Annotated in this window: 21 protein-coding genes and 1 other RNA gene; 10 read left to right on the plus strand and 12 right to left on the minus strand. The window is 44.0% G+C overall.

Features of this window, described 5'->3' with window-relative positions; all coding sequences use genetic code 11:
• Positions 1 to 18: 18 nt before the first annotated feature.
• Both V6W81_RS10035 and V6W81_RS10040 read left to right on the plus strand, forming a co-directional pair.
• The gene (locus V6W81_RS10035; RefSeq protein ID WP_338542958.1) at positions 19 to 1,965 is read left to right on the plus strand and encodes an ABC-F family ATP-binding cassette domain-containing protein; all 1,947 of its coding nucleotides are present in this window, start codon (positions 19 to 21) and stop codon (positions 1,963 to 1,965) included.
• Between the two features lie 250 nt (positions 1,966 to 2,215).
• A complete protein-coding gene (locus tag V6W81_RS10040; protein WP_338542959.1) occupies positions 2,216 to 3,157 on the plus strand; it encodes a hypothetical protein in 942 nt (313 codons plus the stop codon).
• 187 nt (positions 3,158 to 3,344) lie between these two features.
• On the opposite strand, the gene V6W81_RS10045 is transcribed toward V6W81_RS10040, so the two are convergent.
• From V6W81_RS10045 to V6W81_RS10065, 5 genes are all read right to left on the minus strand, one after another.
• On the minus strand, positions 3,345 to 4,385 hold the full coding sequence (locus V6W81_RS10045) for a M42 family metallopeptidase (protein ID WP_338542960.1): 1,041 nt from the start codon (positions 4,383 to 4,385) through the stop codon (positions 3,345 to 3,347).
• Positions 4,386 to 4,502: 117 nt separating this feature from the next.
• The gene (locus tag V6W81_RS10050) at positions 4,503 to 4,883 is read right to left on the minus strand and encodes a LapA family protein (protein ID WP_338542961.1); all 381 of its coding nucleotides are present in this window, start codon (positions 4,881 to 4,883) and stop codon (positions 4,503 to 4,505) included.
• Between the two features lie 135 nt (positions 4,884 to 5,018).
• Positions 5,019 to 6,809 carry an oligoendopeptidase F gene (gene pepF, locus V6W81_RS10055; protein ID WP_338542963.1) on the minus strand — a complete coding sequence of 597 codons (1,791 nt, stop codon included), beginning with the start codon at positions 6,807 to 6,809 and terminating at the stop codon, positions 5,019 to 5,021.
• Positions 6,810 to 7,008: 199 nt separating this feature from the next.
• Positions 7,009 to 7,194 carry a hypothetical protein gene (locus tag V6W81_RS10060; protein WP_145046026.1) on the minus strand — a complete coding sequence of 62 codons (186 nt, stop codon included), beginning with the start codon at positions 7,192 to 7,194 and terminating at the stop codon, positions 7,009 to 7,011.
• Positions 7,195 to 7,198: 4 nt separating this feature from the next.
• Entirely contained in the window at positions 7,199 to 7,432 is a 234-nt protein-coding gene (locus V6W81_RS10065; protein WP_056700248.1) for a hypothetical protein, read from the minus strand.
• A gap of 163 nt (positions 7,433 to 7,595) precedes the next feature.
• Between V6W81_RS10065 and V6W81_RS10070 the strand changes: the two genes are divergently transcribed.
• A complete protein-coding gene (locus tag V6W81_RS10070; RefSeq protein WP_056700251.1) occupies positions 7,596 to 7,793 on the plus strand; it encodes a cold shock domain-containing protein in 198 nt (65 codons plus the stop codon).
• A gap of 168 nt (positions 7,794 to 7,961) precedes the next feature.
• Here V6W81_RS10070 and V6W81_RS10075 read toward each other — a convergent pair whose 3' ends face one another.
• Both V6W81_RS10075 and V6W81_RS10080 read right to left on the minus strand, forming a co-directional pair.
• Positions 7,962 to 9,134, minus strand: coding sequence for an MFS transporter (locus tag V6W81_RS10075; protein ID WP_338542966.1), 1,173 nt, complete (start codon positions 9,132 to 9,134; stop codon positions 7,962 to 7,964).
• 36 nt (positions 9,135 to 9,170) lie between these two features.
• Entirely contained in the window at positions 9,171 to 10,511 is a 1,341-nt protein-coding gene (locus V6W81_RS10080; protein ID WP_338542967.1) for a multi antimicrobial extrusion protein MatE, read from the minus strand.
• Positions 10,512 to 10,689: 178 nt separating this feature from the next.
• Between V6W81_RS10080 and V6W81_RS10085 the strand changes: the two genes are divergently transcribed.
• Together V6W81_RS10085 and pfkA are read left to right on the plus strand one after the other, a co-directional pair.
• Positions 10,690 to 11,769 carry a tetraprenyl-beta-curcumene synthase family protein gene (locus V6W81_RS10085; RefSeq protein WP_200956179.1) on the plus strand — a complete coding sequence of 360 codons (1,080 nt, stop codon included), beginning with the start codon at positions 10,690 to 10,692 and terminating at the stop codon, positions 11,767 to 11,769.
• Positions 11,770 to 11,823: 54 nt separating this feature from the next.
• The gene (gene pfkA, locus V6W81_RS10090; RefSeq protein ID WP_056700260.1) at positions 11,824 to 12,795 is read left to right on the plus strand and encodes a 6-phosphofructokinase; all 972 of its coding nucleotides are present in this window, start codon (positions 11,824 to 11,826) and stop codon (positions 12,793 to 12,795) included.
• Positions 12,796 to 12,859: 64 nt separating this feature from the next.
• On the opposite strand, the gene V6W81_RS10095 is transcribed toward pfkA, so the two are convergent.
• The 4 genes from V6W81_RS10095 to V6W81_RS10110 form a co-directional block, all read right to left on the minus strand.
• Positions 12,860 to 14,209, minus strand: coding sequence for an MATE family efflux transporter (locus V6W81_RS10095; RefSeq protein ID WP_338543978.1), 1,350 nt, complete (start codon positions 14,207 to 14,209; stop codon positions 12,860 to 12,862).
• A 203-nt stretch (positions 14,210 to 14,412) separates the two neighbouring features.
• Positions 14,413 to 15,594, minus strand: coding sequence for a putative glycoside hydrolase (locus V6W81_RS10100; RefSeq protein ID WP_338542968.1), 1,182 nt, complete (start codon positions 15,592 to 15,594; stop codon positions 14,413 to 14,415).
• Between the two features lie 160 nt (positions 15,595 to 15,754).
• A complete protein-coding gene (locus tag V6W81_RS10105) occupies positions 15,755 to 15,943 on the minus strand; it encodes a hypothetical protein (RefSeq protein ID WP_186380855.1) in 189 nt (62 codons plus the stop codon).
• 174 nt (positions 15,944 to 16,117) lie between these two features.
• Positions 16,118 to 16,939 (minus strand): YitT family protein, encoded by an 822-nt coding sequence (locus tag V6W81_RS10110; protein ID WP_145046037.1) that lies wholly within the window; start codon positions 16,937 to 16,939, stop codon positions 16,118 to 16,120.
• 303 nt (positions 16,940 to 17,242) lie between these two features.
• Here V6W81_RS10110 and V6W81_RS10115 point away from each other — a divergent pair, with 303 nt between their 5' ends.
• The 4 genes from V6W81_RS10115 (at position 17,243) to V6W81_RS10130 (ending at position 20,636) form a co-directional block, all read left to right on the plus strand.
• Positions 17,243 to 18,817 (plus strand): DEAD/DEAH box helicase, encoded by a 1,575-nt coding sequence (locus tag V6W81_RS10115; protein WP_145046039.1) that lies wholly within the window; start codon positions 17,243 to 17,245, stop codon positions 18,815 to 18,817.
• A 202-nt stretch (positions 18,818 to 19,019) separates the two neighbouring features.
• Entirely contained in the window at positions 19,020 to 19,829 is an 810-nt protein-coding gene (locus V6W81_RS10120) for a YesL family protein (RefSeq protein WP_145046041.1), read from the plus strand.
• A gap of 51 nt (positions 19,830 to 19,880) precedes the next feature.
• Positions 19,881 to 20,071, plus strand: a non-coding RNA gene (gene ssrS / locus V6W81_RS10125) — 6S RNA.
• A 172-nt stretch (positions 20,072 to 20,243) separates the two neighbouring features.
• Positions 20,244 to 20,636, plus strand: coding sequence for a DUF1499 domain-containing protein (locus V6W81_RS10130; protein WP_145046043.1), 393 nt, complete (start codon positions 20,244 to 20,246; stop codon positions 20,634 to 20,636).
• Between the two features lie 119 nt (positions 20,637 to 20,755).
• Here the strand turns inward: V6W81_RS10130 and tpx are convergent, their stop codons facing one another.
• Entirely contained in the window at positions 20,756 to 21,274 is a 519-nt protein-coding gene (gene tpx, locus V6W81_RS10135) for a thiol peroxidase (protein WP_056700278.1), read from the minus strand.
• A 144-nt stretch (positions 21,275 to 21,418) separates the two neighbouring features.
• On the opposite strand from tpx, the gene V6W81_RS10140 reads away from it, so the two are divergent.
• Positions 21,419 to 22,045 (plus strand): rhomboid family intramembrane serine protease, encoded by a 627-nt coding sequence (locus V6W81_RS10140; protein WP_145046045.1) that lies wholly within the window; start codon positions 21,419 to 21,421, stop codon positions 22,043 to 22,045.
• The last annotated feature ends 30 nt before the right edge of the window (positions 22,046 to 22,075 follow it).

Consider the following 22,075-nt stretch of genomic DNA (forward strand, 5'->3'; position numbering starts at 1 on the left):
GAGAAGTAGGTACAAACAATGAACATAATGACTGTAGAGCAAATTTCAAAAAGCTATGGCGAAAAAATATTGTTCAAGGATGCCTCATTTGGTATGGGGGATCAAGACAAAATTGGGGTCGTAGGTGTGAATGGAACAGGAAAGTCAACGTTCCTACGTGTAATAGCAGGCATGGAGCCTGCGGATAGTGGACAGATTGCCACCGGGAACGATGTACGCATTCAATTTCTCGCACAAAATCCTCAATTTAATCCAGACAATACCGTACTGCAACAAGTGTTTGAAGGCGACAGCCCTGAGATGAAGACAGTGCGTGAATATACCGAGACGATGGAATTATTGGAACTTAATTCTTCTGACCCAGCCTTGCAAGAGCGACTGATGCGTTTGAATCAACAGATGGAACAGCTCCAGACTTGGCAGATGGAGAGCGAAGCCAAAAGCATTCTATCCAAGCTGGGCATTCGACAATTCGATGCACGTATGGGCACATTGTCTGGAGGACAGCGTAAAAGGGTAGCTCTAGCTTCCGCGTTAATTCACCCGTGTGAACTGCTTATTTTGGATGAGCCGACCAACCATATTGATAATGACTCTGTTGTGTGGCTGGAGCAATATTTGCAAAAGCGTCGTGGAGCTCTCTTGATGATTACGCATGACAGGTACTTCCTCGATCGTGTTGCTAATGTCATGCTTGAGCTAGACCATGGACGATTATTCCGGTACGAGGCGAACTATACGCGTTTCCTAGAATTGAAAGCAGAGCGAGAAGAACGTGAGTCTGCATCAGAGCAGAAACGGCAAAATCTGCTGCGTACAGAGCTTGCTTGGATTAGACGCGGTGCAAAAGCTCGTACGACCAAACAAAAAGCGAGAATTGATCGCTATGAGCAATTGAAGGATCAACAAGGGCTGAATCGTTCCGGCTCAATGGACGTTTCTGTTGGCTCCACCCGTTTAGGGAAGAAGATTCTGGAGATTGAGCATTTATCCAAATCTGCAGGTGGACGTAAACTGATTGAAGATCTGAGTTACATCGCTGTACCAGGAGATCGAGTAGGGATCGTTGGCCCGAATGGTAGTGGTAAATCGACGCTGTTACAGATGATTTCCGGTAAGCTGGAACCGGACGCAGGTGAGGTTTCTGTGGGGCCAACTGTTAACCTCGGTTACTTCACACAGGAACATCAGGAGATGGATGAATCGCTTCGCGTTATTGAGTACATCAAGGAAGTTGCTGAGAACGTGAAAACGGCAGATGGTTCGCTAATAACTGCATCGCAAATGTTAGAACGTTTCCTCTTCACGCCTACAGCACAATGGACGCCAATCTCTCGGTTGTCGGGTGGGGAGAAGCGTAGACTTTATTTGCTTCGTGTATTAATGGCTGCACCTAACGTTTTACTGCTCGATGAGCCTACGAATGACTTGGATATTCAGACATTAGCTGTACTAGAAGATTATTTGGATGATTTCCCTGGCGTTGTATTCGTTGTATCCCATGATCGATACTTCTTGGATCGTACGGTAGATAAGGTTCTTTCCTTTGAAGGTGAAGGTGCTGTGAGGGTTCATGTGGGCGATTATAGTGAGTATGCAGAATGGATGTTGAAGAATGTGACATCTAATACGGCTACGGCCTCTCAGACAAACAGTGCGGCGGCAAGTACTGATTCCAAATCATCAACGGATGAGCGTAAGTCGGCTACTTCTACAGCGAAGCCTAAGCTGAAATTCAGCTTCAAGGAACAACGTGAGTATGATCAAATTGATGAGAATATTGAGAAAGCTGAGTCCAATCTGGGAAGGATCAATACCGATATGGAGGCAGCCTTCAGTGACTCTGCCCGTCTGCAGGAGTTGATGTCGGAACAGGCAGAGGCCGAGCGTCATCTAGAAGAACTGATGGAGCGTTGGACGTACTTGAATGAACTGGCAGAGCAAATTGAGCAAAACAAATCGTAAAATTGTTTTATGGTTTGCTCGGCAAGGGCGATGCCGAAATGTAAGTAATGATTCATTTAACTCATTAGCCCAAAGCAAGGCTCTTTTTCAAATGCGACATCACGTGCTGATGAAAAAGGGTCTTTTTTATATTCAAAAATTTCAGCCTTTGTTTGATTTCTTTAAAAGTATGAACCACTAAATATGAAACGTTTCTCCTGTTATTACGTTGTAATAAGTAAAGAATTCCATAGGAGGGAGCCGGTACCACATGAATTATAAAGAATTGAATGAGCAATTGGCGATTCTGAAGGAAAAGGGGAGAATTTACGAGAAGTGGAAGAGCAGGCTTGCGAAACTAAACGAGGAAGAGAACGAGTGGAAAGCCAAAGTAGAGCGACGCTTGGAGCATCTGGAAAAGGAACAAAGCGATGTAGATCGTCTAAATAGCATGACATTGTCGGCATTTTTCTATAACTTAATTGGTAAGAAACAGGAACGGTTAGAGAAGGAAGAGCTGGAGCTTATGGAGAGCAAAGCTGAGTATGACACGGCATGCCGCATGTTACAGGATGTGCAAGAACAGCGTTTACAGGTACAGCGTGAGCTGGATGGACAACGTGAACTTCAGTTCTGGGAGAGTGATTACAAGCAGCTATGGGGCAAGAAGGAACACCATTTGCTAGCCAGAGATCATGAACTACAACAGATGGCAGAGGATCGTGAACATGTCATCGGGGAATTGAAGGAGCTACAAGAGGCGGAGCGAGAAGGTAAACGTCTAATGCTCGCTTTGGATCGTGCAGCAGAGGCTCTAAAGTCAGCTGGGAACTGGGGAGTGTATGATATGATGGGTGGCGGGATGATATCCACTCATATCAAGCGTAGCCGGATGGATGATGCACAATCTGCCATAAATGAAGCTGGACGACATCTGAAACGTTTCCAGAAGGAGCTGGATGATGTCAAAATGGCAGTAAAAGCCGATTTAGAACTCGGAGGTTTATTATCGTTCGCTGATTATTTCTTCGATAACCTCTTCGTGGATTGGATGGTTCAGGACAAAATTCGTAAAGCTGAATCTCAGGTGCAGGAGGGACAAAGTACGATCCGTCGTACTATGCATGTGCTCAAAAATGAAATACGTGCACATCAGGCAACCAAGGAAAGCCTGGAGCGTCGTTATCATCAACATATTGAGCTTGCCGATTAGCTTCATGCTTCTATATCCTATAAAAAAATCTAAAACAGGGTACACCCTGCATCCATGAAGTTATGGTGCAAGGCGTACCCTGTTTACGTTAATTACCGGTTACTGAGTATTCAACTTGATAAGACGGATAGAAGACGGAAAGTGCTTCTTTTTACATTATGAAATTGCCTATTGTACGACGATCAGATTATTTGGTTGTTATATATGCTGTAAGCAGTCGCGCGGTGTTTAACACAGCATCTTTATGAGTACGCTCCATGGAGTGAGAGGCGTGTACCCCTGGGCCAATGAGTGCAGCTCGAATGTTGTTGCCAGCACGTAAGGCGGCGGAACCGTCTGATCCATACTGTGGATAAATGTCGATGGCATAATCCATTTTGCTTTCTTTGGCTAGCTCAATTAAACGGCTTGTCATCTCATAGTCGTAAGGGCCGGAAGAATCCTTGGCACAGATTGATACATCGGTTTCTTTACAACTGAGATCATCACCCATAGCTCCCATATCTACAGCGATCATCTCACTGATCTCAGCAGGAATATAGGATGCCCCGTGTCCAACTTCTTCGTAGTTGGAGATTAACAAGGACACGTTATGTAGAGGTTTCCAGCCCTCGCGGTGAGCTGACTCCAGTATGCCAAACAAGGCAGCTACGCTGGCTTTATCATCAAGATGTCTTGATTTGATATAACCACTTGGTGTAATCACAGCTCTGGCATCGAAGGAAATGAAGTCACCGACACAGATGCCGAGTCCTAATACATCCTCTTTGGAATGAACGACCTCATCAATTCGGACTTCCATATGATTTTCTTTTCGCTCGAAGGTACGTGCATCCGGATAGACGTGTACTGAGGGGTGGAGAGAGAGAATGGTACCTGTGTAACTTCTACCATCCCGAGTATGAATTGTACAGTACTCATTTTCAATACTCTGCATAGAGAAACCGCCAACCGACGTTAGCTTCAAGGTGCCGTATGAAGTAATTGAGCGAACCATCGCGCCTAGTGTGTCAACGTGTGCACTAAGTCCAATTGTTTTGGATGAATCTTGCCCAGCCAGCGTGAGAATGGCGCCGCCTTTATTGTTTAGTTCAAAAGGAATGGATAATTTCTCGGCTTCCTCACGAATCATCTCGATGATATGGTGAGTATATCCACTTGGACTTGGTGTATCGAGCAATTTTTTTAGCAGAGTTAAGACATAAGATTCATTAATGGTAAATGTCATGGTATAACTTCCCCCTTCAAAATCATTGTTGTGGAACAAACGCGGTAACAAATACAGCCTGTCTGGCAGGAATGTTAAAACTCACCCATTCCTTAGGCCAGCAGGCTGTCTGCTTTTTTACAACGTACCCGTCGGATTTCCTTTACGCTGGCTTTCGATAGATTCATTAGAAATAGAACCTTCCGGTTCAGTTGTTCCGATTGTATCCATCGAAGCGTAGGAATCGAATGTGTCAGTGCTTGATTTGGCATTCTCTAATTCAGATACGCGTAACTTCAACTGTTTGTTCTCACGCTGCAGTCGATATTGGCGATAGATGCCGTATGACCCTACAATAATTCCACCGATCAGCGTACAGCCGAGAATCAGAAGAATTAGCGGGATTTGGAACGTGTTAAAGAGCAGGTTAACCTCCACCGAATTCACATTAATTACAGCAAATATTCCGGTAAAAAGTGCAAAAACAAGACCTGCAATAAGCGCCCATTGCATTTTCATGGTGTTGCCTCCTTGTTGAACAATTCAGGACTAAGATACATTACCCCATTAGCCTGAGGATGTATCCTGCAATGATTATAAAATCCCCTGCCCGAATGGGCAAGGGATGCAGGTCGTAGGGATGGAACAACAACCTTATTTAGTTAATTCCTCCATCTGCTCGATCAGTTCTTTGAACACGCTCATAGCTTCACGGATCGGCTGTGGCGAGGACATATCTACGCCAGCTTTTTTCAAGATGTTGATGGAGTAATCGCTACCGCCACTCTTCAGGAAACCAAGATAGCGATCTACAGCAGGCTGACCCTCTTCCAGAATTTGCTTCGAGAAGCTTGTTGCGGCTGAGAAGCCTGTAGCGTATTTGTACACGTAGAAGCTGTTATAGAAGTGGGGAATACGTGCCCATTCCATTTCGATTTCTTTGTCCACCGCCATATCTTTACCATGATATTGTACATTCAGATCATAATAAATTTCGGATAGCAGCTGTGGAGTGAGCGCCTCACCTTGTTCCGCACGTTCATGAATGATCTTCTCGAATTCGGCAAACATCGTTTGGCGGAATACAGTGGTGCGGAATTGATCTGCATAATAAGTTAATAGATACAACTTCTCTTTTGGATCGGTTGATTTATTTAATAGATAATCCATCAATAATGCTTCGTTCGTGGTAGATGCAACTTCAGCAAGGAAGATGGTGTATTGCGCATCACGATATGGAAGAGTGGTATCTGAATAATGAGAATGCAGCGCATGGCCCATCTCATGAGCAAGTGTAAACATGCTGTTCAGATTATCCTTGTGATTGAGCAGGACATAAGGATGGGTGCCGTAAGCTCCCCATGCATAAGCGCCTGAGCGTTTGTTTTCATTCTCATATACATCGATCCAGCGATTTTCATAACCTGCCTGAAGAGTATCTGCATAATCCTGACCTAGTGGTTTCAGGCCATCTTTGACGATTTGTTTTGCTTCATCATAAGAAATATCCATCTTGTATTCATCTACGAGTGGGGCAAAAAGATCGTACATATGCAGTTGATCCACATTAAGCAGTTTCTTACGCAGATCCATGTAACGGTGCAGCAAAGGAAGGCTTTCGTGAATGGTATCCACGAGGTTGGTGTATACGTCCTTCGGAATGTTGTCACCGTAGAGGGACATTTCTAGTACAGAAGGGTACTTACGTACGTCTGCATAGAACATATTTTTCGTTACATTGGCATTAAGGGCAGCAGCAATTGTATTTTTTTGTTTACCATAGGTTTCATAAACTGCCTTAAAAGCGCGTTCGCGAACTTCACGGTTCGGATTCTCCAGGAATTGAATGTAACTGCCATGTGTCAGTTCAACTTCGTTTCCATGCTCATCCTTGATTTTTGGGAACTTGAGATCCGCATTGTTCAACATGCTAAATATCGTTTGCGGAGCTTGAGAGAGGTTACCTACTTGGGCGAGCAAAGCTTCCTCCGTTTTGCTCAGGACATGCGCTTTTTCACGTTTCATTTCTTCTAAAGTGAACTTGTAAGCTTTAAGCTGCTGATCAGCAATTAATGCATCCAGTTGATTGTCTGGAAGTGCCAAAATCTCAGGTGTTACAAACGAAAGTGCTTCCCCAACTTGAACACTCAGCTTTTGCGCTTTTTGGGAAAGATTTTGATATGTAGGATTAGCTGTGTCTTCATCTTGGTGCATGCGTGCGTAAACAAAAAGGCGCTCGATCTTGAGAGATATTTCATCTTCCAATTCGAAACATGCTTTTAATGCTTCGGGTTTATCCAGTTTGCCTTGAAATTCGGAGGCTTTCTTCGTCAAAGAAGAGACTTCTTCATACTCCTGATCCCAAGCTTTCTGATCGGCAAACAAATCTTCCAGTTTCCAAGTGTGTTCAGTTGGTACCTCGGAACGTTTCAATAATTGACTCATGGGAATCCTCCTTAATGGTAATGATGAATCTATGGATGAAGCAGTCTTCGCCTCGACCGCTGAAATGGGCAGAGACGAAGGAATCAAGCTAAATACCAGTAAAATAGCAAGTGATCTGCGATATTTCAACGTACTTCCTCCTCAGCCATACCAATATTTCATATAGTATGACCTGGCGTACGTTGAATTATTTGAGAAGCTAAGCTCCCATATTGTAGAGGAAATATACAATCAGGAAAAAAGCAAAGCAAATCATAAGCGTGGCGATAAGAGCCATGCCTCGTCTCAGTCGATCTGGGATGGACTCACGTCCTAGAATCAGCACAATCCCTAGAGAAAAGGCAAGAATAATAAATATGACGACATTACTTGAGTCAAGCTGCATCAATTTAGACCTCTTTGAAGGCAGCCATCAGCTGGCGCCATTCATCCTCGCGGTTCTCGAAATCAGCTTTTGGGAAACGGCGCTCAGCCCAATGCATTAAGGCTGGACGGCTTAAGAACGTATGACATTCTTCGCCCCATTCTTCCGAGATTTCACGAAGCACGAGATACTTGCCTTGTACTTCCACAGTCATCATATTCCATTTGTCTGTTTTGTATATTTCATGTTTTTTTATCATAGGTAGTCTCCAAACTAACGGTTTTGGTAAAATGATACCGTACCCTTCGATTCAAAGCAAATTTTTTCGGGATTTATAAAAAAGAAAAATTGCAAAATGGAGGGGCTTACAGTATAATAAGGGTATTCGCCATAGATGGCGATATTTTTAGGAGGTTGTTCATTTGAAAGGTACAGTTAAATGGTTTAATGCAGAAAAAGGCTATGGCTTTATTTCAGTTGAAGGCGGCGAGGACGTATTCGTACATTTCTCCGCAATCCAAGGCGACGGCTTTAAAACATTGGAAGAAGGTCAAGCGGTAGAATTCGAAATCACTGATGGAAACCGTGGTCCTCAAGCAGCTAACGTAACTAAATTGTAAGAATCTTTCCGGTCAACGGACTTCTTATAAATGACTTATAGCTGAATATACGAACACAAGCACAGTCCCCATTTAGGAGGCTGTGCTTTTTTTGATGATTATTTATCATTATGTGTAGTTTGACGTATTTAATTCAGTTAGCCGAGAATTTGAATGAATTCCATTTCATCAACCTGTTCGACGCGTAACGCTGAATAATAGCTTAAGGCCGAATCCAAGCAACGCGGTTAGAGAGAAGGCCATCGCGGTCAGGTAAAAGGTTTGTCGGCCAGCATGCTGAATTAGAAGCCCACCCAGTGTGCCACTAAGCAAACCGGCTAAGCTAGACCATACGATCGTAAAGAGAGCCATGCCCGTAGCGCGGTATTCATCTGGCACAAGGTTGGTAATGTATCGAACTGCGGTAACGTAGAATATGCCGAATGTTACACTGTGCATGAATTGAATAGCTACCACTGCTTCAGGCGTATGAGATATCGACATCAGTAATAGACGTAGGGCATACATCAGTGCAGCAAAGGCAATCAAAGGCAACTCCTTATATCGACTGCCGTATTTACTCAGTAACATGAAAATTGGAATTTCGCTCACAGAAGAGATCAGTAGTGACCAGCCAATTAAACCTTCGCCAGCCCCTAATTCTTTGAGCGTAATGGTGAGAAAGGCTTCATTCATTCGGTGACCCATGGCAAGCAAAAAAACACAGGCGAAGAAGCTCAGCACATCTCGGCGTTTTAGAATAGCCCATAACCCCGACAGATCCATCTTAGTGCTGCCACCGGAAGGTTGATCCTGCAGTCGTAAGCTAATGAGGAACGTCGTTCCAGCTAGAGCTATACATAACCACATCGTCCAACCTACGCCAAACGAGCCAAGAAAGTAGCCGATGGTGAGGGCGAAGAACGCATATCCAATTGAACCAAATACACGTATGGTCGTAAAATTCCTGCCGTATTTATTAGCGGTCGTAATGGCCATCGTGTCTGCAAGCGGATAGATCGGATAATAGAAAAAGTAAAATAATGAAACAAGTATAAAGACTTCTCCAAACGTTGTCGCATTGGCTAGCAAGATCCCAGTAATAAATTGTCCTGCTAGCAAGATGATCATGACTTTACGTACTGTTTTGTAACGATCACTCGCCATACTCCAGAACATGTTGGAGAATACAGATACAAGTGGGCCAATCCCGTACAGGTAACCAATTTCTGCGCGAGAGAATCCAAGGTGACTGAAGAATAGTTGGAAGTAAGAAACCACCAGTACGGTTGACCCAAAAATAGTAAACATCAGTGCCCGCAACCAGGTCTGATCTGGGCGGGCGTTGTGACTTAATTTCATGTTGAGAAAACTCCAATCCTATATAACTTTCTAGCATTAACCCTTAAGGGAAGTTGATTTCCTAGAGGATCGAGAAGACATCGAAGGTTCCTTGGTCGTACGTCGAATGACCAACCACACGATAACCAGTTCCGCAAGTAACCCCAGAGATTGCGCAACGGCTCCAATCATTCCATTCCAGGCAGGGAAGATGCTCACTAGAATAAGAAGGACGATAATTGTGCAGATTGCATTGGCTGTTTGTGAGCGAAACATCGTTTTGGTCTGTCCTCGTAATAGGATGAGCCCATTGCTGTAATCCAGAAAAGGCGAGATCAGAGGAAAGAGGACAAAGGCACGCAGCGTCCACAGACTTTGCTCTAATAGAGTTCCCTGAACACTCATGACATTTTCCATCACCCATGGGCCCAGCGGTGTATACGCTATCGACACGGTCATGGCAAAAGGGATAAATCCAGTGACGAGTGCAAACTTTTTGACTAGTTTAGCGTCAATCTCATAAAAATTCAGCACAATCTGGTGAATGTACGTAAAAAAGCTTAGCATCAGCTGCATCAAACTGCTGGCAATAGCAAAAGAAGAGATTGCTAAGGCAATGCCTGTTGTTTTGCCAAGCACGATATTAATGACCGGTCCGATGAAGAGCGCGACAAAGCTGGACAGCAGTAAAGGTTTGTAGAATCGAAATACATCATTTCTCGTTTCGACGGGATGATCCTCAAGCTTAGCAGGCATGTTACGTTTAATGTTATTTCCTTCGATAAAACTGACCAATGCCTCAATCATCATGCCTGCCGCAAAAATGATGGCACCTACACGTCCGCTATTAATGGTATCAGTATAGATAAAATATAGGGACAGACCATACATTCCGGCTAAGCGAAATAACATGCCGATGGTCAGCCACTTTGTTCGATTATTCGTTATGATAATGCCTTGATAGACGTTACGGATAACAGAGAAAATACTGACGTACATCAGAATTTCATACACATCGATTACATGGGATAACAAATCTGGACTTACGCCAAATAAATATTTGAAAACACCTGTACCGATAGGGGAATAGACAATGGCGAATCCGATCAAAAGGACACAGGCGAGAAAAATTTTGGTTACAAAGGTGAGTGCTTGAAAAGAAAGTCGATCCCGAACGAGTGCAGAACAAGTTTGCCGTAACAAGGTAGAGGGGCGTTCGGTGAGAGTAAGCAAGCTGCCGGCAATTGCATAACTAGCAATGATCGTCTCTGGGTGAGCAGAGCGGGCAAGCGTGCTATTGATGATAACGTGAGAGATGGTGACAAGAGAGGCAGATATGCCGAGAGGCACAAAAAAAGCAAATAACCGTCTCCACGAGAGCGGTTCACTTGACGTCATGTGAAGGACTCCTTTGATGATTCAAATAAAGCTAGTATATCATAAACCCTTGACAGTGGAAGCGATTTTTTGCCCTGATTATGCGGTACATCATTTGTACAATTAAGGGGTTCATATTATAATAGGATTGGTTAAAAATCGCTCTAATACGTATCAACCAAGTGGAGGCACATTTATTTTGAGCCAATCAAATCAGAGTCGTCATCAATATCCACGAAATTCATTGGATTTGATGAGAAAGGTGTACAAGTACACGATTCCGGAGACGCGGAAAAAATTAGATGAGTGGCGTGAACAGGCTGAGAAAATTCCGAATGAAGAATTGCGGAATCAAGCTCTTGCCAGCATCAGGGACAAGCAATTCCACTGCGAAGGCGGTACGGTCTATGCTTTGCCCGATATGCCGAAGAGGCATATCTTAATTCCGCTAATTGTTGCTTACCAAACCATCAGTGATTATTTAGACAATTTGTGTGACCGCAGCACATCGATGGATCCGAACGACTTCCGTCTGCTCCATCAATCCATGCTTGATGCGGTAGATCCCGAGGCGACACCAGTCAATTATTATGCTCTTCGTGAGGAGCAGGATGACGGTGGGTACTTGCGGAATCTGGTGACTACATGTCAGGAGTTGACTCGTCAGCTGCCTGGATATGCGTCCGCCAAGCCTCAAATTCAGGATCTGGCAGGCCTATACACGGACCTGCAGGTATATAAGCATATCAAACCGGAACTGAGAGAAACGGCTTTGCTCGAGTGGTGGTCGGAGCATCGTCACCGCACGCCTCAGTTTCGTTGGAACGAATTTGCCGCCGCTACTGGCTCTACGCTGGGCGTATTCATGCTGTTTTTGGCTGCGAGCGACGAGCAGTTAACTGAAGAGCAGGCTGCCTCGATCCACACCGCCTATTTTCCGCATGTATGCGCATTACACATTATGCTCGATTATTTAATCGACCAGGATGAGGATCGTGTCGGGGGAGATCTCAACTTCTGTAATTACTATGAGAATGTAGAGACGATGCTGGACCGAATTGCTTTTATTGTGGAGATGGCGCGCAGTGATGTGCAGAACATTCCGGGAAGCTCCTTTCACCGAATGATCATTGAAGGATTACTTGCCATTTACCTGTCTGATCCCAAAGTAAGCGAACAACATGAAGTTCGCGCCATTTCCAAGCGTTTGATGAAGAAGAGTCCAATGACAAGAGTATTTTTCTTTATCTTTAGTCGCTGGATTCGCAAGCACATGTAAGTCAGGCGATTTGTTGCGGGAGCCTGAAGTGAAACTAGAGGAGGAAGAAACATCATGACAGCAGTAAAAAAAATCGCAGTTTTAACGAGCGGTGGCGATTCACAAGGGATGAACGCGGCCGTTCGTGCGGTGGTTCGCAGCGGACTATTTCACGGTCTTGAGGTATATGGTGTGCAGCGTGGATACCAAGGCCTTCTGAACAACGATATTTTCCCAATGGATCTCCGTAGTGTTGGTGATATCATCCAACGTGGGGGCACCGTTCTACAATCAGCGCGTTGTAAAGAGTTCTACACAGCCGAAGGTCAGGAAAAGGGAGCGGATATTCTTCGTGCTCGTGGCATCGACGGTTTGGTTGTTATCGGTGGAGACGGCTCTTACAATGGTGCGAACAAGTTAAGTAAGCTGGGCATCAACACGATGGGTCTTCCAGGAACCATTGACAACGACATCTCATTCACTGATTACACCATCGGATTCGATACAGCGGTAAGTGTAGTTGTTGATGCAGTGAACAAATTGCGGGATACGATGTCTTCCCATGAGCGCTCTTCCATCGTTGAGGTCATGGGTCGTCATTGCGGCGATATTGCTCTGCACGCAGGACTTGCTTCTGGTGCGGAAACGATTCTCGTTCCTGAAGTACCGTTTGATATGGATGAAGTAGCAGATCGAATGAAAGCGAACTTCGCTCATGGCAAACGTCACAGTATCATCATCGTTGCAGAAGGTGTAGGTAAAGGTGAGGATGTTGCAAAAGAATTAATGGAGCGTTGTCCTACGTATGAACCGCGAGTAACGGTGTTGGGTCACATTCAACGTGGAGGTACACCAACTCCATTCGACCGTAACTTGGCAAGTCGACTAGGTGACTTCGCTGTTCGCAGTCTGATTGCAGGTGAGACGGATAAAGGTTGTGGTATTATCAAAGGTGAGCTTGTCCTCACTGATATTGATAAAGTCGTGAATACGAAAAAAGATTTTGATGTGGAAACGTATGAACTGGCACAACGTTTGTCCCAATAATAAATAAGTAACAACAAAAGAGCACAGCCCTTATCAAGGGGCGTGCTCTTTTTGCGTTTGCCATTTATGCTTCAGTGGCAGCTTTGCGCTGTACCAGGAACAGTCTCCACAGCAATGCTACCGCACCGACAGCCAGACCTGTAATCAATCCAACCCAGTAACCAAAAGCACCAAGGGACGTATACGTGGCTGTAATATATCCAACCGGCAGCCCGATGATCCAATAGGCTACAAACGTAATGATAAGAGCGGGGTTCACGTCCTTATACCCTCGAAGCGCTCCCTGCGTCGGCGTAGCGATGGCATCCGAAATCTGAAAGAAGATCGCATAGATCAAAAAGTGCTGCGTCAGTGCAATAACTTGCTGATCATTCGAATAGAGACCGGCAATTTGTTCACCGAATACAAGCAATACGACGGCGGTTAACAAAGACAACACAATCGCCCCGCCAATGCCAAGGAGGCTATATTGTTTCGCATCTTTGGCTCGCCCAGCACCTGCTTCAAAGCCTACTAGGATCGTAAGAGCCATACAGATGCTTACAGGTAACATATAGAGCGTAGAAGCGAAATTCAGGGCAGCCTGATGAGCAGCAATCGTAATCGTATCGAAACGACTCATCAACAGCGTAACAGCTGCAAAAATAGAGGTTTCAAAAAAGGTAGCGAATCCGATGGGGATTCCAATTTTGAGAAGTTCTTTCCACTTTCCAAATGATACTTTAGACATTTGACGGAAAATGCCATACTGAGCGAATGGTTCTACCCGATGTACAACGAAAAGACTGATAAGGAATATGAGCCAATAGGTAACGGCAGAAGCTACACCAGCGCCTACTCCGCCTAATTGAGGAAAGCCCCAACGTCCGAAAATAAGCAGGTAGTTCAGCAGTATGTTCACAGGTAATGAGATCAACGTAATTAACATACTAATTCGCGTCTGCCCGAGAGCGTCCATAAAGCTTCGAAGAACGGTATACCCGAATAGGGGAGTTATGCCGAAGGCAAGGGCGCTCAAAAAGTAAAGAGCAACCTGAGCCACTCGCGGCTCCAGCGGCATAGCATTCAAAATGGGCTTTAACAACAAGGCTCCAGCGGCAAGAACGAATAAACTGACTGCAAAGCCAAGATATAAAGCCTGTATAACATTGTAGCCGATCTGATCCTTGCGTTTAGCGCCGAGTAAATGGGAAACAACAGGTGTTATTCCGATTAGAATACCACTAAGACCTGTCTGTACAGGCATCCACAGACTTGTACCAATGGCTACACCTGCCAGGTCAGATGGAGAAAATTTGCCTGACATGTTGGTATCGAAGAATGACATGGCAGATAAGGCAATCTGTGTGGTGAAAATAGGTAGAAATATGATCAAAAATTGTTTTGCTTTCTGTGAAAAGCTTGTTGTGGTCATGTTCACGTGAGGCGCCTCGCTATTCTCATAAAGTTATCATCATCGTGTCATTACTGGACAGCTACTTATTGTAGATGATTTTATTCTGTTTGAACAGAGAAGAGCGTTGTAGCATGAAAAACCCGCTCCGTCTAATACGGTGCGGGCTGTCATTGCTCGTTACATAATACATAAGAAATTCAGATAAGTGCCTTCTTCAATATTTATTCGTAATTAACACCTGGCGTATAACGATTGGATGCATTCCATAGTAGATATTCATCCACATTCATATCTTTCATAGCTTTAATCTGGTCTTCGACTTGTTTCTTCCCGTATTTCACGTAATGCCCACTACCTAACCAGCTAGCCGTAAAATCTTGAATCCATGGCCGTATAATCGGCTTAAGCTCCTTGGTTGGATCAAGCTTCTTATGTGTATCTTCCATGGATCCTTTGATCGTTGTATATGGGTCTTTGTCCGGATCCTTCACGCCGTACCAGCCTGTAGAGTAATGACTAGGGTATACCATGGGTGAGATCACATCTACATTCTCTGAAATCTTCACAAAATCCTGTCCAATCCCTTCAGCAGCAGGGACAGATGCCGCATATCCAAATATATCGACAGATACTCTAACGCCCAATGGAGCAAGCTCTTTACGAGCGTACTGTACGAACTCAGCCACAATATCAACTCGTGATTTGTCTGTTTTCGTATATTTTAACGTATCCGCGCGATTCTCAAAGCCTTCCGGGAACCGAACATAGTCAAATTGAATTTCTTTGAATCCTAGTTTTGCTGCTTCTTTGGCAATTGCAACATTGTAATCCCACACCTCTTTGCTATAAGGGTTCACAAAGCTGTCTCCCTTACTGTTGGCCCAGACGCTTCCGTCTTTGTTCTTGAAAGAAAGTTCCGGATTCTTTTCAGCCAAAATGGTATCTTTGAAAACGACGACTCGTGCGATGGGATACACCTCATGTTTCTGAAGTCTTTTCATCAGTGCATCAATATCCCGAATAAAAGGTTGGGATGTACCCATTTCCAGTAACGTTTTATTTTCTGTGGGGTATGTAATATATCCTAGATCGTCTTTAATATCGATGACCATGGAGTTCAACTCTGAATTGTCTATTAGTTCCAGTAATTCTTTCATGCGTGCCCCACCAGCACTATAGGCAGTTACATAAATACCTTTGACAATGGGTGCGTCGGGTTGAGGATCAATTTTAGCAGGGGGATTGTCTGCATCGATGACCACCTGATCTTGTTGAGATTGAATAATAGCTGTATTAAAGTTATTCGTTATCGATGGAAATGCCTGCACTCCCTGATCTGATGTTACCGAAGAACCGCTGAAGCTTCCCCAGGCCATGGCAAGTAAGGCCCAAAACATATTCATTGTATTCCACTCCCTTAATGTATTTCCATGTCTGCGTTATACAGTAAACCCCTCCCGGCTTTTAACCTTATTAACCAAGTAATGAAACATGTGTAAAAAATGAAAACCGCTTCCTGTATGGGGACAACCCTCACAAGAAGCGGCGTGATCAATCTAAAGATTATTGAATGTAAATATCGTTCTGATGCTCACAAATACTGTACTGAATGATTTCCATTGCATCTCCCTGCTCCAAGATGCCCAGCCCATCTCGGAGGACAATCAGTGAGTCGAGCTCATTCGGTTTCAAGAAAGGGAGCATTTCCGGGCACCATTTGTTGACGATCTCAAACAGTTTTACCGTTTCCATATCCACAATAATCACCCTTTCCTACTCGAATTCCAAAATGGTAAGTCATTCGGCGCGAATCGGAAAAGCAAAGTGCCTGTGAAATTGAAGGGCAGATCCTGCTATACATCATATTTAGGAGCCGTGCACAATTATTATACCACATTTATGATAATTGTTAACCGTACAGGTGTCTTAACTTCGACGGAAGGAACCCATAACGCCAACCGTTTCCACAATATTCACAAATGCTTTTGGGTCGGTTTCTTTAATGATTCGTTTGATCTCAACCAGCTCATATCGAGTCGTTACAGTCATTAACATGTCCTTTTCGATATCGGTATATGCTCCTTGGGTTTTAATCTTTGTAACTCCGCGTGGACGAACGAGTAATTTCTTCAGCATGGCCTCGGTCTCATTCGTAATGATGTACAGTGTTACTTTGATGTGGCTGATGTGGATCAGATCCAGCACTTTACCTGTGATATAGATGGATACCATGGATGCCAAGGCAATAGTCCAATTATCACTCAAGTAACCAGCGAGCATAATAATCGCTCCGTTCATACCGGCCATAACGGTACCGATAGGGAAGTCACGGTTACGTGTGAAGATCGAACCGACAATATCAAGCCCACCGGTTGAACCGCCCACTCGGAACGAAATGCCTGTGCCCAATCCAACAAGAATACCACCAAACACACAGCTAAGCAGAGGATCTGGTGACACAGCAAAAACAGGCAGCAAACCGATAAACCAGGATGTGGCTGCTACAGAGACAATACTCAATATAATGAAACGTCGTCCAAGAATAAACCAACCTGCGATGAGCAAGGGAATGTTAAGAACAAAATACATTATACTAAGATTCAGGGTTGTGAAATAACCCAGAAGCATGGAAATACCGGATACCCCGCCGCTAAGCATTTGATGCGGAATTAAGAACCAGTTGAAGCCGCAGGCAATAGCTGCAGCACCCAAAATGATCACTAAACAGTGCCAAATTATTTTGGGCAATTTAATCACCTCATTTATATTTAAAACCAGATTGCTGGTAATCTTGAATTGTTTTGTGATATAATGATTTGTGGATATTCTTGAGTAGGAAACTTTTTCCAAATGTATCAATAAAATTTGAAATGTTTCAAACGCATGTGTGTAGTTTTAGTCTTATGTTGGGGACCCATACACGAATTATAATGAATTGTGATAATAATTTGACCAGATGGGATAACCTATAAATATTAACGCTACTTAAGAATACAGACAACAAAGTGGATTGTCCACCATGTCCACCATATAGAAGGAGTATGAATAATTTTGACAAATTTAAATTTCGCAGATTTCAATCTTGAACCACTGGTGCTACAAGCCATCACTGAGCTCGGGTTTGAGGAAGCAACACCGATTCAATCCAAATCGATTCCTATCGCACTTCAAGGCAGAGATTTGATCGGTCAAGCTCAAACAGGTACAGGTAAAACAGCAGCATTCGGTATTCCATTGATTAGCAAAATCTCCAAGACTGACGACAAAATCCGCGCCCTCATCATGGCACCTACACGCGAGCTTGCGATCCAAGTTGCCGAAGAGATCGAAAAACTCACTCGCTTCAAAGGATTGCGCTCCCTGCCAATCTACGGAGGACAAGATATTGTTCGCCAAATCCGTGCACTGAAAAGAAAACCACAAATTATCATTGGTACACCTGGACGTCTTCTAGACCACATCAACCGTAAAACAATCAAACTTGATGATGTACAAACGGTTGTATTGGATGAAGCAGATGAAATGCTCGACATGGGTTTCATGGAGGATATTCAATCGATCCTGAAACAAGTTCCAGATGACCGTCAAACAATGCTGTTCTCAGCAACAATGCCTCCTAACATTCAAAAATTGGCTCAACAATTCCTTAACAACCCTGAGCATGTATCCGTAATTCCGAAACAAGTTAGTGCACCTCTGATTGACCAAGCTTACATCGAAGTGCCTGAGCGTCAAAAATTCGAGGCATTGAGCCGTTTGCTGGATATGGAATCTCCAGAACTGGCAATTGTATTCGGACGTACGAAACGTCGTGTTGACGAATTGGCTGAAGCGTTGCAAAAACGTGGTTATTCTGCTGATGGTCTCCATGGTGACCTATCTCAAAACCAACGTGATACAGTAATGCGTAAGTTCCGTGACGGCAGCATTGATGTACTCGTTGCAACTGACGTTGCTGCTCGTGGTCTCGACGTATCCGGCGTAACTCACGTTGTGAACTTTGACCTTCCACAAGATCCTGAGAGCTATGTTCACCGTATCGGTCGTACTGGCCGTGCTGGTAAAGAGGGTGCTGCTTGGTCATTCGTTACACCACGTGAGATCGATCACTTGCACTTTATTGAGCGTGTAACGCGTCATCGTATTCCACGTAAACCATTACCAACAATGGCAGAGGCTGTAGAAGGTAAACAACGCTTGACAGCTGAGCGTTTGCTTGAGATCGTACAATCTGGTGAACTGAATGAATACAAAGGCATTGCTATTCAGATGCTTGAGCAATATGATTCGGTTCAACTCTTGTCGGCTGCTCTGAAGCTCCTGACAGGTGACAAAAAAGATGCACAAGTTGATCTGACTCCAGAAGATCCAATCCGTGCTAAACGTCGTAAACCAGATGTTCGCTCCGGTGGACGTAAACCATCAGGTTACAGTGGTAACCGCAGTGGCGGTGGCGGCGGCTACAACCGTGATCGCAACAGCAGTGGCGGCGGACGTGGTGGCTACAACCGCGATCGTAACAGCGGTGGAAGTGGAAGCAGAGAAGGTGGTTACAACCGTGACCGCAAACCTCGTCCAAGCAACAATGAAGGACGTCGTCCTGCCAAAGATTCATCTTTTGAATAACATTTAATTCAATAACATATAAGCGTGATTTAAGGAATGGGGCAGGTGACTGCCTCATTCTTTTTTTTTGTATGTGGAAGATCAGAGGACGAGATCAGTTGAATCATCTCTTTTGCGGAAGTACTGGCTTTTACTATATAAAATAAGGTATATTAATATTAGACTTCAGGTTACACGCAAGGCTGCGGAGGAGGAGAAATGTTTGGAATTTAAAGGAGCTATGGGCGGGATATACAGGCTTACAGAGTGGATTACACGACTTGCCGCAACCAACTTGTTGTGGGCTATTTGCTCGTCTCCATTCTTGTTTTTCATGATTATGAAGGTCTTAGTAATGCAACAGAACTTGGCTAACGAATCATTGCAAATGAACTGGGCTATGGCGATTGTGGCACCGCTTACACTGTTCCCGGCAACCTCGGCTTTATTTACGGTTGTGCGTAAATGGAATATGGGTGATACGGATGTACCGATTTTCCGCACGTTCTTTGTAGGTTACAAAGAGAATTACAAGCAAAGTTTGATCGGTGGTATATTCTATACACTGCTTTTTGCCATTATGTATCTAGATTACACGGTTTATATGACACAGTTCAAAAATATGCAGCTCGTAGGTATCATCATGCTTGTGTTGCTGCTGCTATTGTTCGTTTCACTGTTTAACTTTTTCTCAATGGTTGTGCACTACCATATGTCGATTGGATTAATTATCAAAAATGCAGTTTTGTTAACGCTAATTAGACCGTTTCGTGTATTTTCAACCTTGCTGGGAAGTGGGTTGTTAATTTACATCGGCTCTAGGTATCCAGTATTGTTTGTCTTCTTTATTGTAAGCATTATCGCTTGGTTCGCGTTCTTTAATTTCTATGCTACCTTCATGAAGATGCAAGAGCAGATGGAGAAAATGCAGAAGCAGAAGGAAGAAGAGGAAGCGGCACAAGCTGGAGATGCTGTCGAAACAATTGAGGGTGCAAACCCTGTGGAAGACAAAAACGAAACACTGCGAAAATAAAACTTACGTTGTCGGCATTTACTTTTTACACAGTTAGGGATATAATAACTGTACATCCTGCGATGTACGTTTCGGTTATTCGTTGTTTTGAACCAATGATGATGTCTTCGGGAGATCTATACAAAATGTTGCTGAAACGCCCTGTCTATACGACATGGGGACTTCAAATTCATTTTTGCGGCCACCCACCTGCCAAGCAGGTTCATAAGACAATGTAGCCGGACGGCATAGGCGGGTTCCTATGTTACAAGTACAGCACCCTGACACTTTCCTCTAATCCAGGAGTATCAGGGTGCTTTTTTGTGAGGAGAAACGTATTTTTGTTAAAAATGCGGCTTACCCTTTTGTTACTTCTTGAACAATGTTACACTAGAATACATAAATGGAACGGTTACACTCAAAGGAGGAAGGGTCTTGACCTTAAAGAGAACGCTCGTAGGTATCATCCGAAGCATGGAGGGAACCAGCGATCGAGCCAAGGATCCCAAATTAAAAACACGGTATTATAACCTATCTAAAGAGAGAGCGTGGGAAGAGGTTTCTTCTACACTAAAGAAAATCCCAGGTTATAAAGTGCTGCACGAAGTGCCATCTGTTGGAGAGATTATCTTGGAAAAGCGTACAACGTTTGGCCGGACGATGGATATCACCGTTTCTATTATCTCCGTTAGCCCTGTGCGTAGTGCGGTAGATATGTATTCTGCTTCACGTGGTTCACTTGGAGATCTGGGATCGAATTATCGTACAATTATGAATCTATTCTCTGTGCTTGATAAGAAGCTGGCAAAATACAAAGCAAATGATTAGGGCGTGTCTGAAAACTGCGTCCTTCAAGGTTTTCAAACACGTACTAAATAGATGATGACAAAACAAAAAGCGAGAGAAGGTGAGCCTTCCTCGCTTTTGTTCTGGGACGTGTATGACTTCTACAGCAGAGCTTTTACTGCAGCAATGGCTTGCTCGAAGTTAGGGGATTCTGTCATTTCAGGCAGATACTCCACATATGTAATCTTATCTTCGGCATCCACTACGAAAATGGAACGCATGTCCAGTTGGAATTCCTTGATCAGAACACCGTAATTTTCACCGAATGAGCGTGTTTTGTAATCAGACAAAGTAACAACGCGGTCTACGCCGGCTGCTCCGCACCACCGTTCCTGTGCAAACGGAAGGTCTACGCTTACAGTCAGGACAACTACGTTGTCTCCGAGCTCTCCAGCTTCAACGTTGAAGCGACGAGTCTGCGCATCACATACGCCGGTGTCCAGGGAAGGAACAACGCTAATCAATTTAATTTTGCCTGCATAGTCTTTCAGAGATACTTCTTCAATCAGGTTTTTGCTGAGTGTAAAATCAGGTGCTTGATCGCCTACTTTCAGTTCAGGACCGATCAATGTGATAGGGTTACCTTTGAATGTAGCTGCGCCTGTACGTTCTTGTGCCATAATAATGTTCCTCCTTATTAATTGGTGATCCGTGCCAAAATCCATTATAATCTTTTATGAAAGACATTGTCCAATGTGGACGTAGTTTATTACGATGGATCAGATGAAAGCCGATCTGACAGGGTGGAGTGAAAGTAGAAACGTATGATATTTATTAGGTATGAGAACTGGAAGAGTTATTTGAAGTTTTTCCCTTTGACGTCAATGTTATTAGTTGCAAATGTAGTGATGTTCATTCTTTTGTCTTTGAATGGTGGTTCAACCAATCCTGTAACCTTGGTCGAGTGGGGGGCACTGACGAACCTTCCGGTTTATTCGGAGGAGTGGTGGCGGCACTTTACGTCCATTTTCCTACACGCTGGTTTTAGTCACTTGTTATTCAACAGTTTTGCTCTCGTTGTGTTTGCGCCTCCGATGGAGCGAATCCTCGGGTCAATCAGGTATGGAGTGTTGTACCTTGCTAGCGGTGTTTTGGGCAATGTGCTCGCACTTGCTTGGTACAATTCATTGGGGCAAACAACTATATCCGTTGGTGCCTCGGGCGCGGTGTACGGTATTTATGGTGCGTTTCTGTATGTTGCCTTGTTCCAGCGAACCATCATGGATGAATCTTCGCGCAAAACGTTATATACACTGCTTGTATTCGGGATTATATTCTCGTTTGCGATGTCGGGGATTAACTGGATGGCTCACTTAGGTGGATTATTAGGTGGATTCTTTATTTATGGACTTATCATTCGGTTGTGGCGTCCGCGGATGTTAAAGAGGTAACAATAATGGTAATGAAGATGATCTGTGATC

The organism is Paenibacillus tundrae, from assembly GCF_036884255.1.
Lineage (GTDB): Bacteria > Bacillota > Bacilli > Paenibacillales > Paenibacillaceae > Paenibacillus.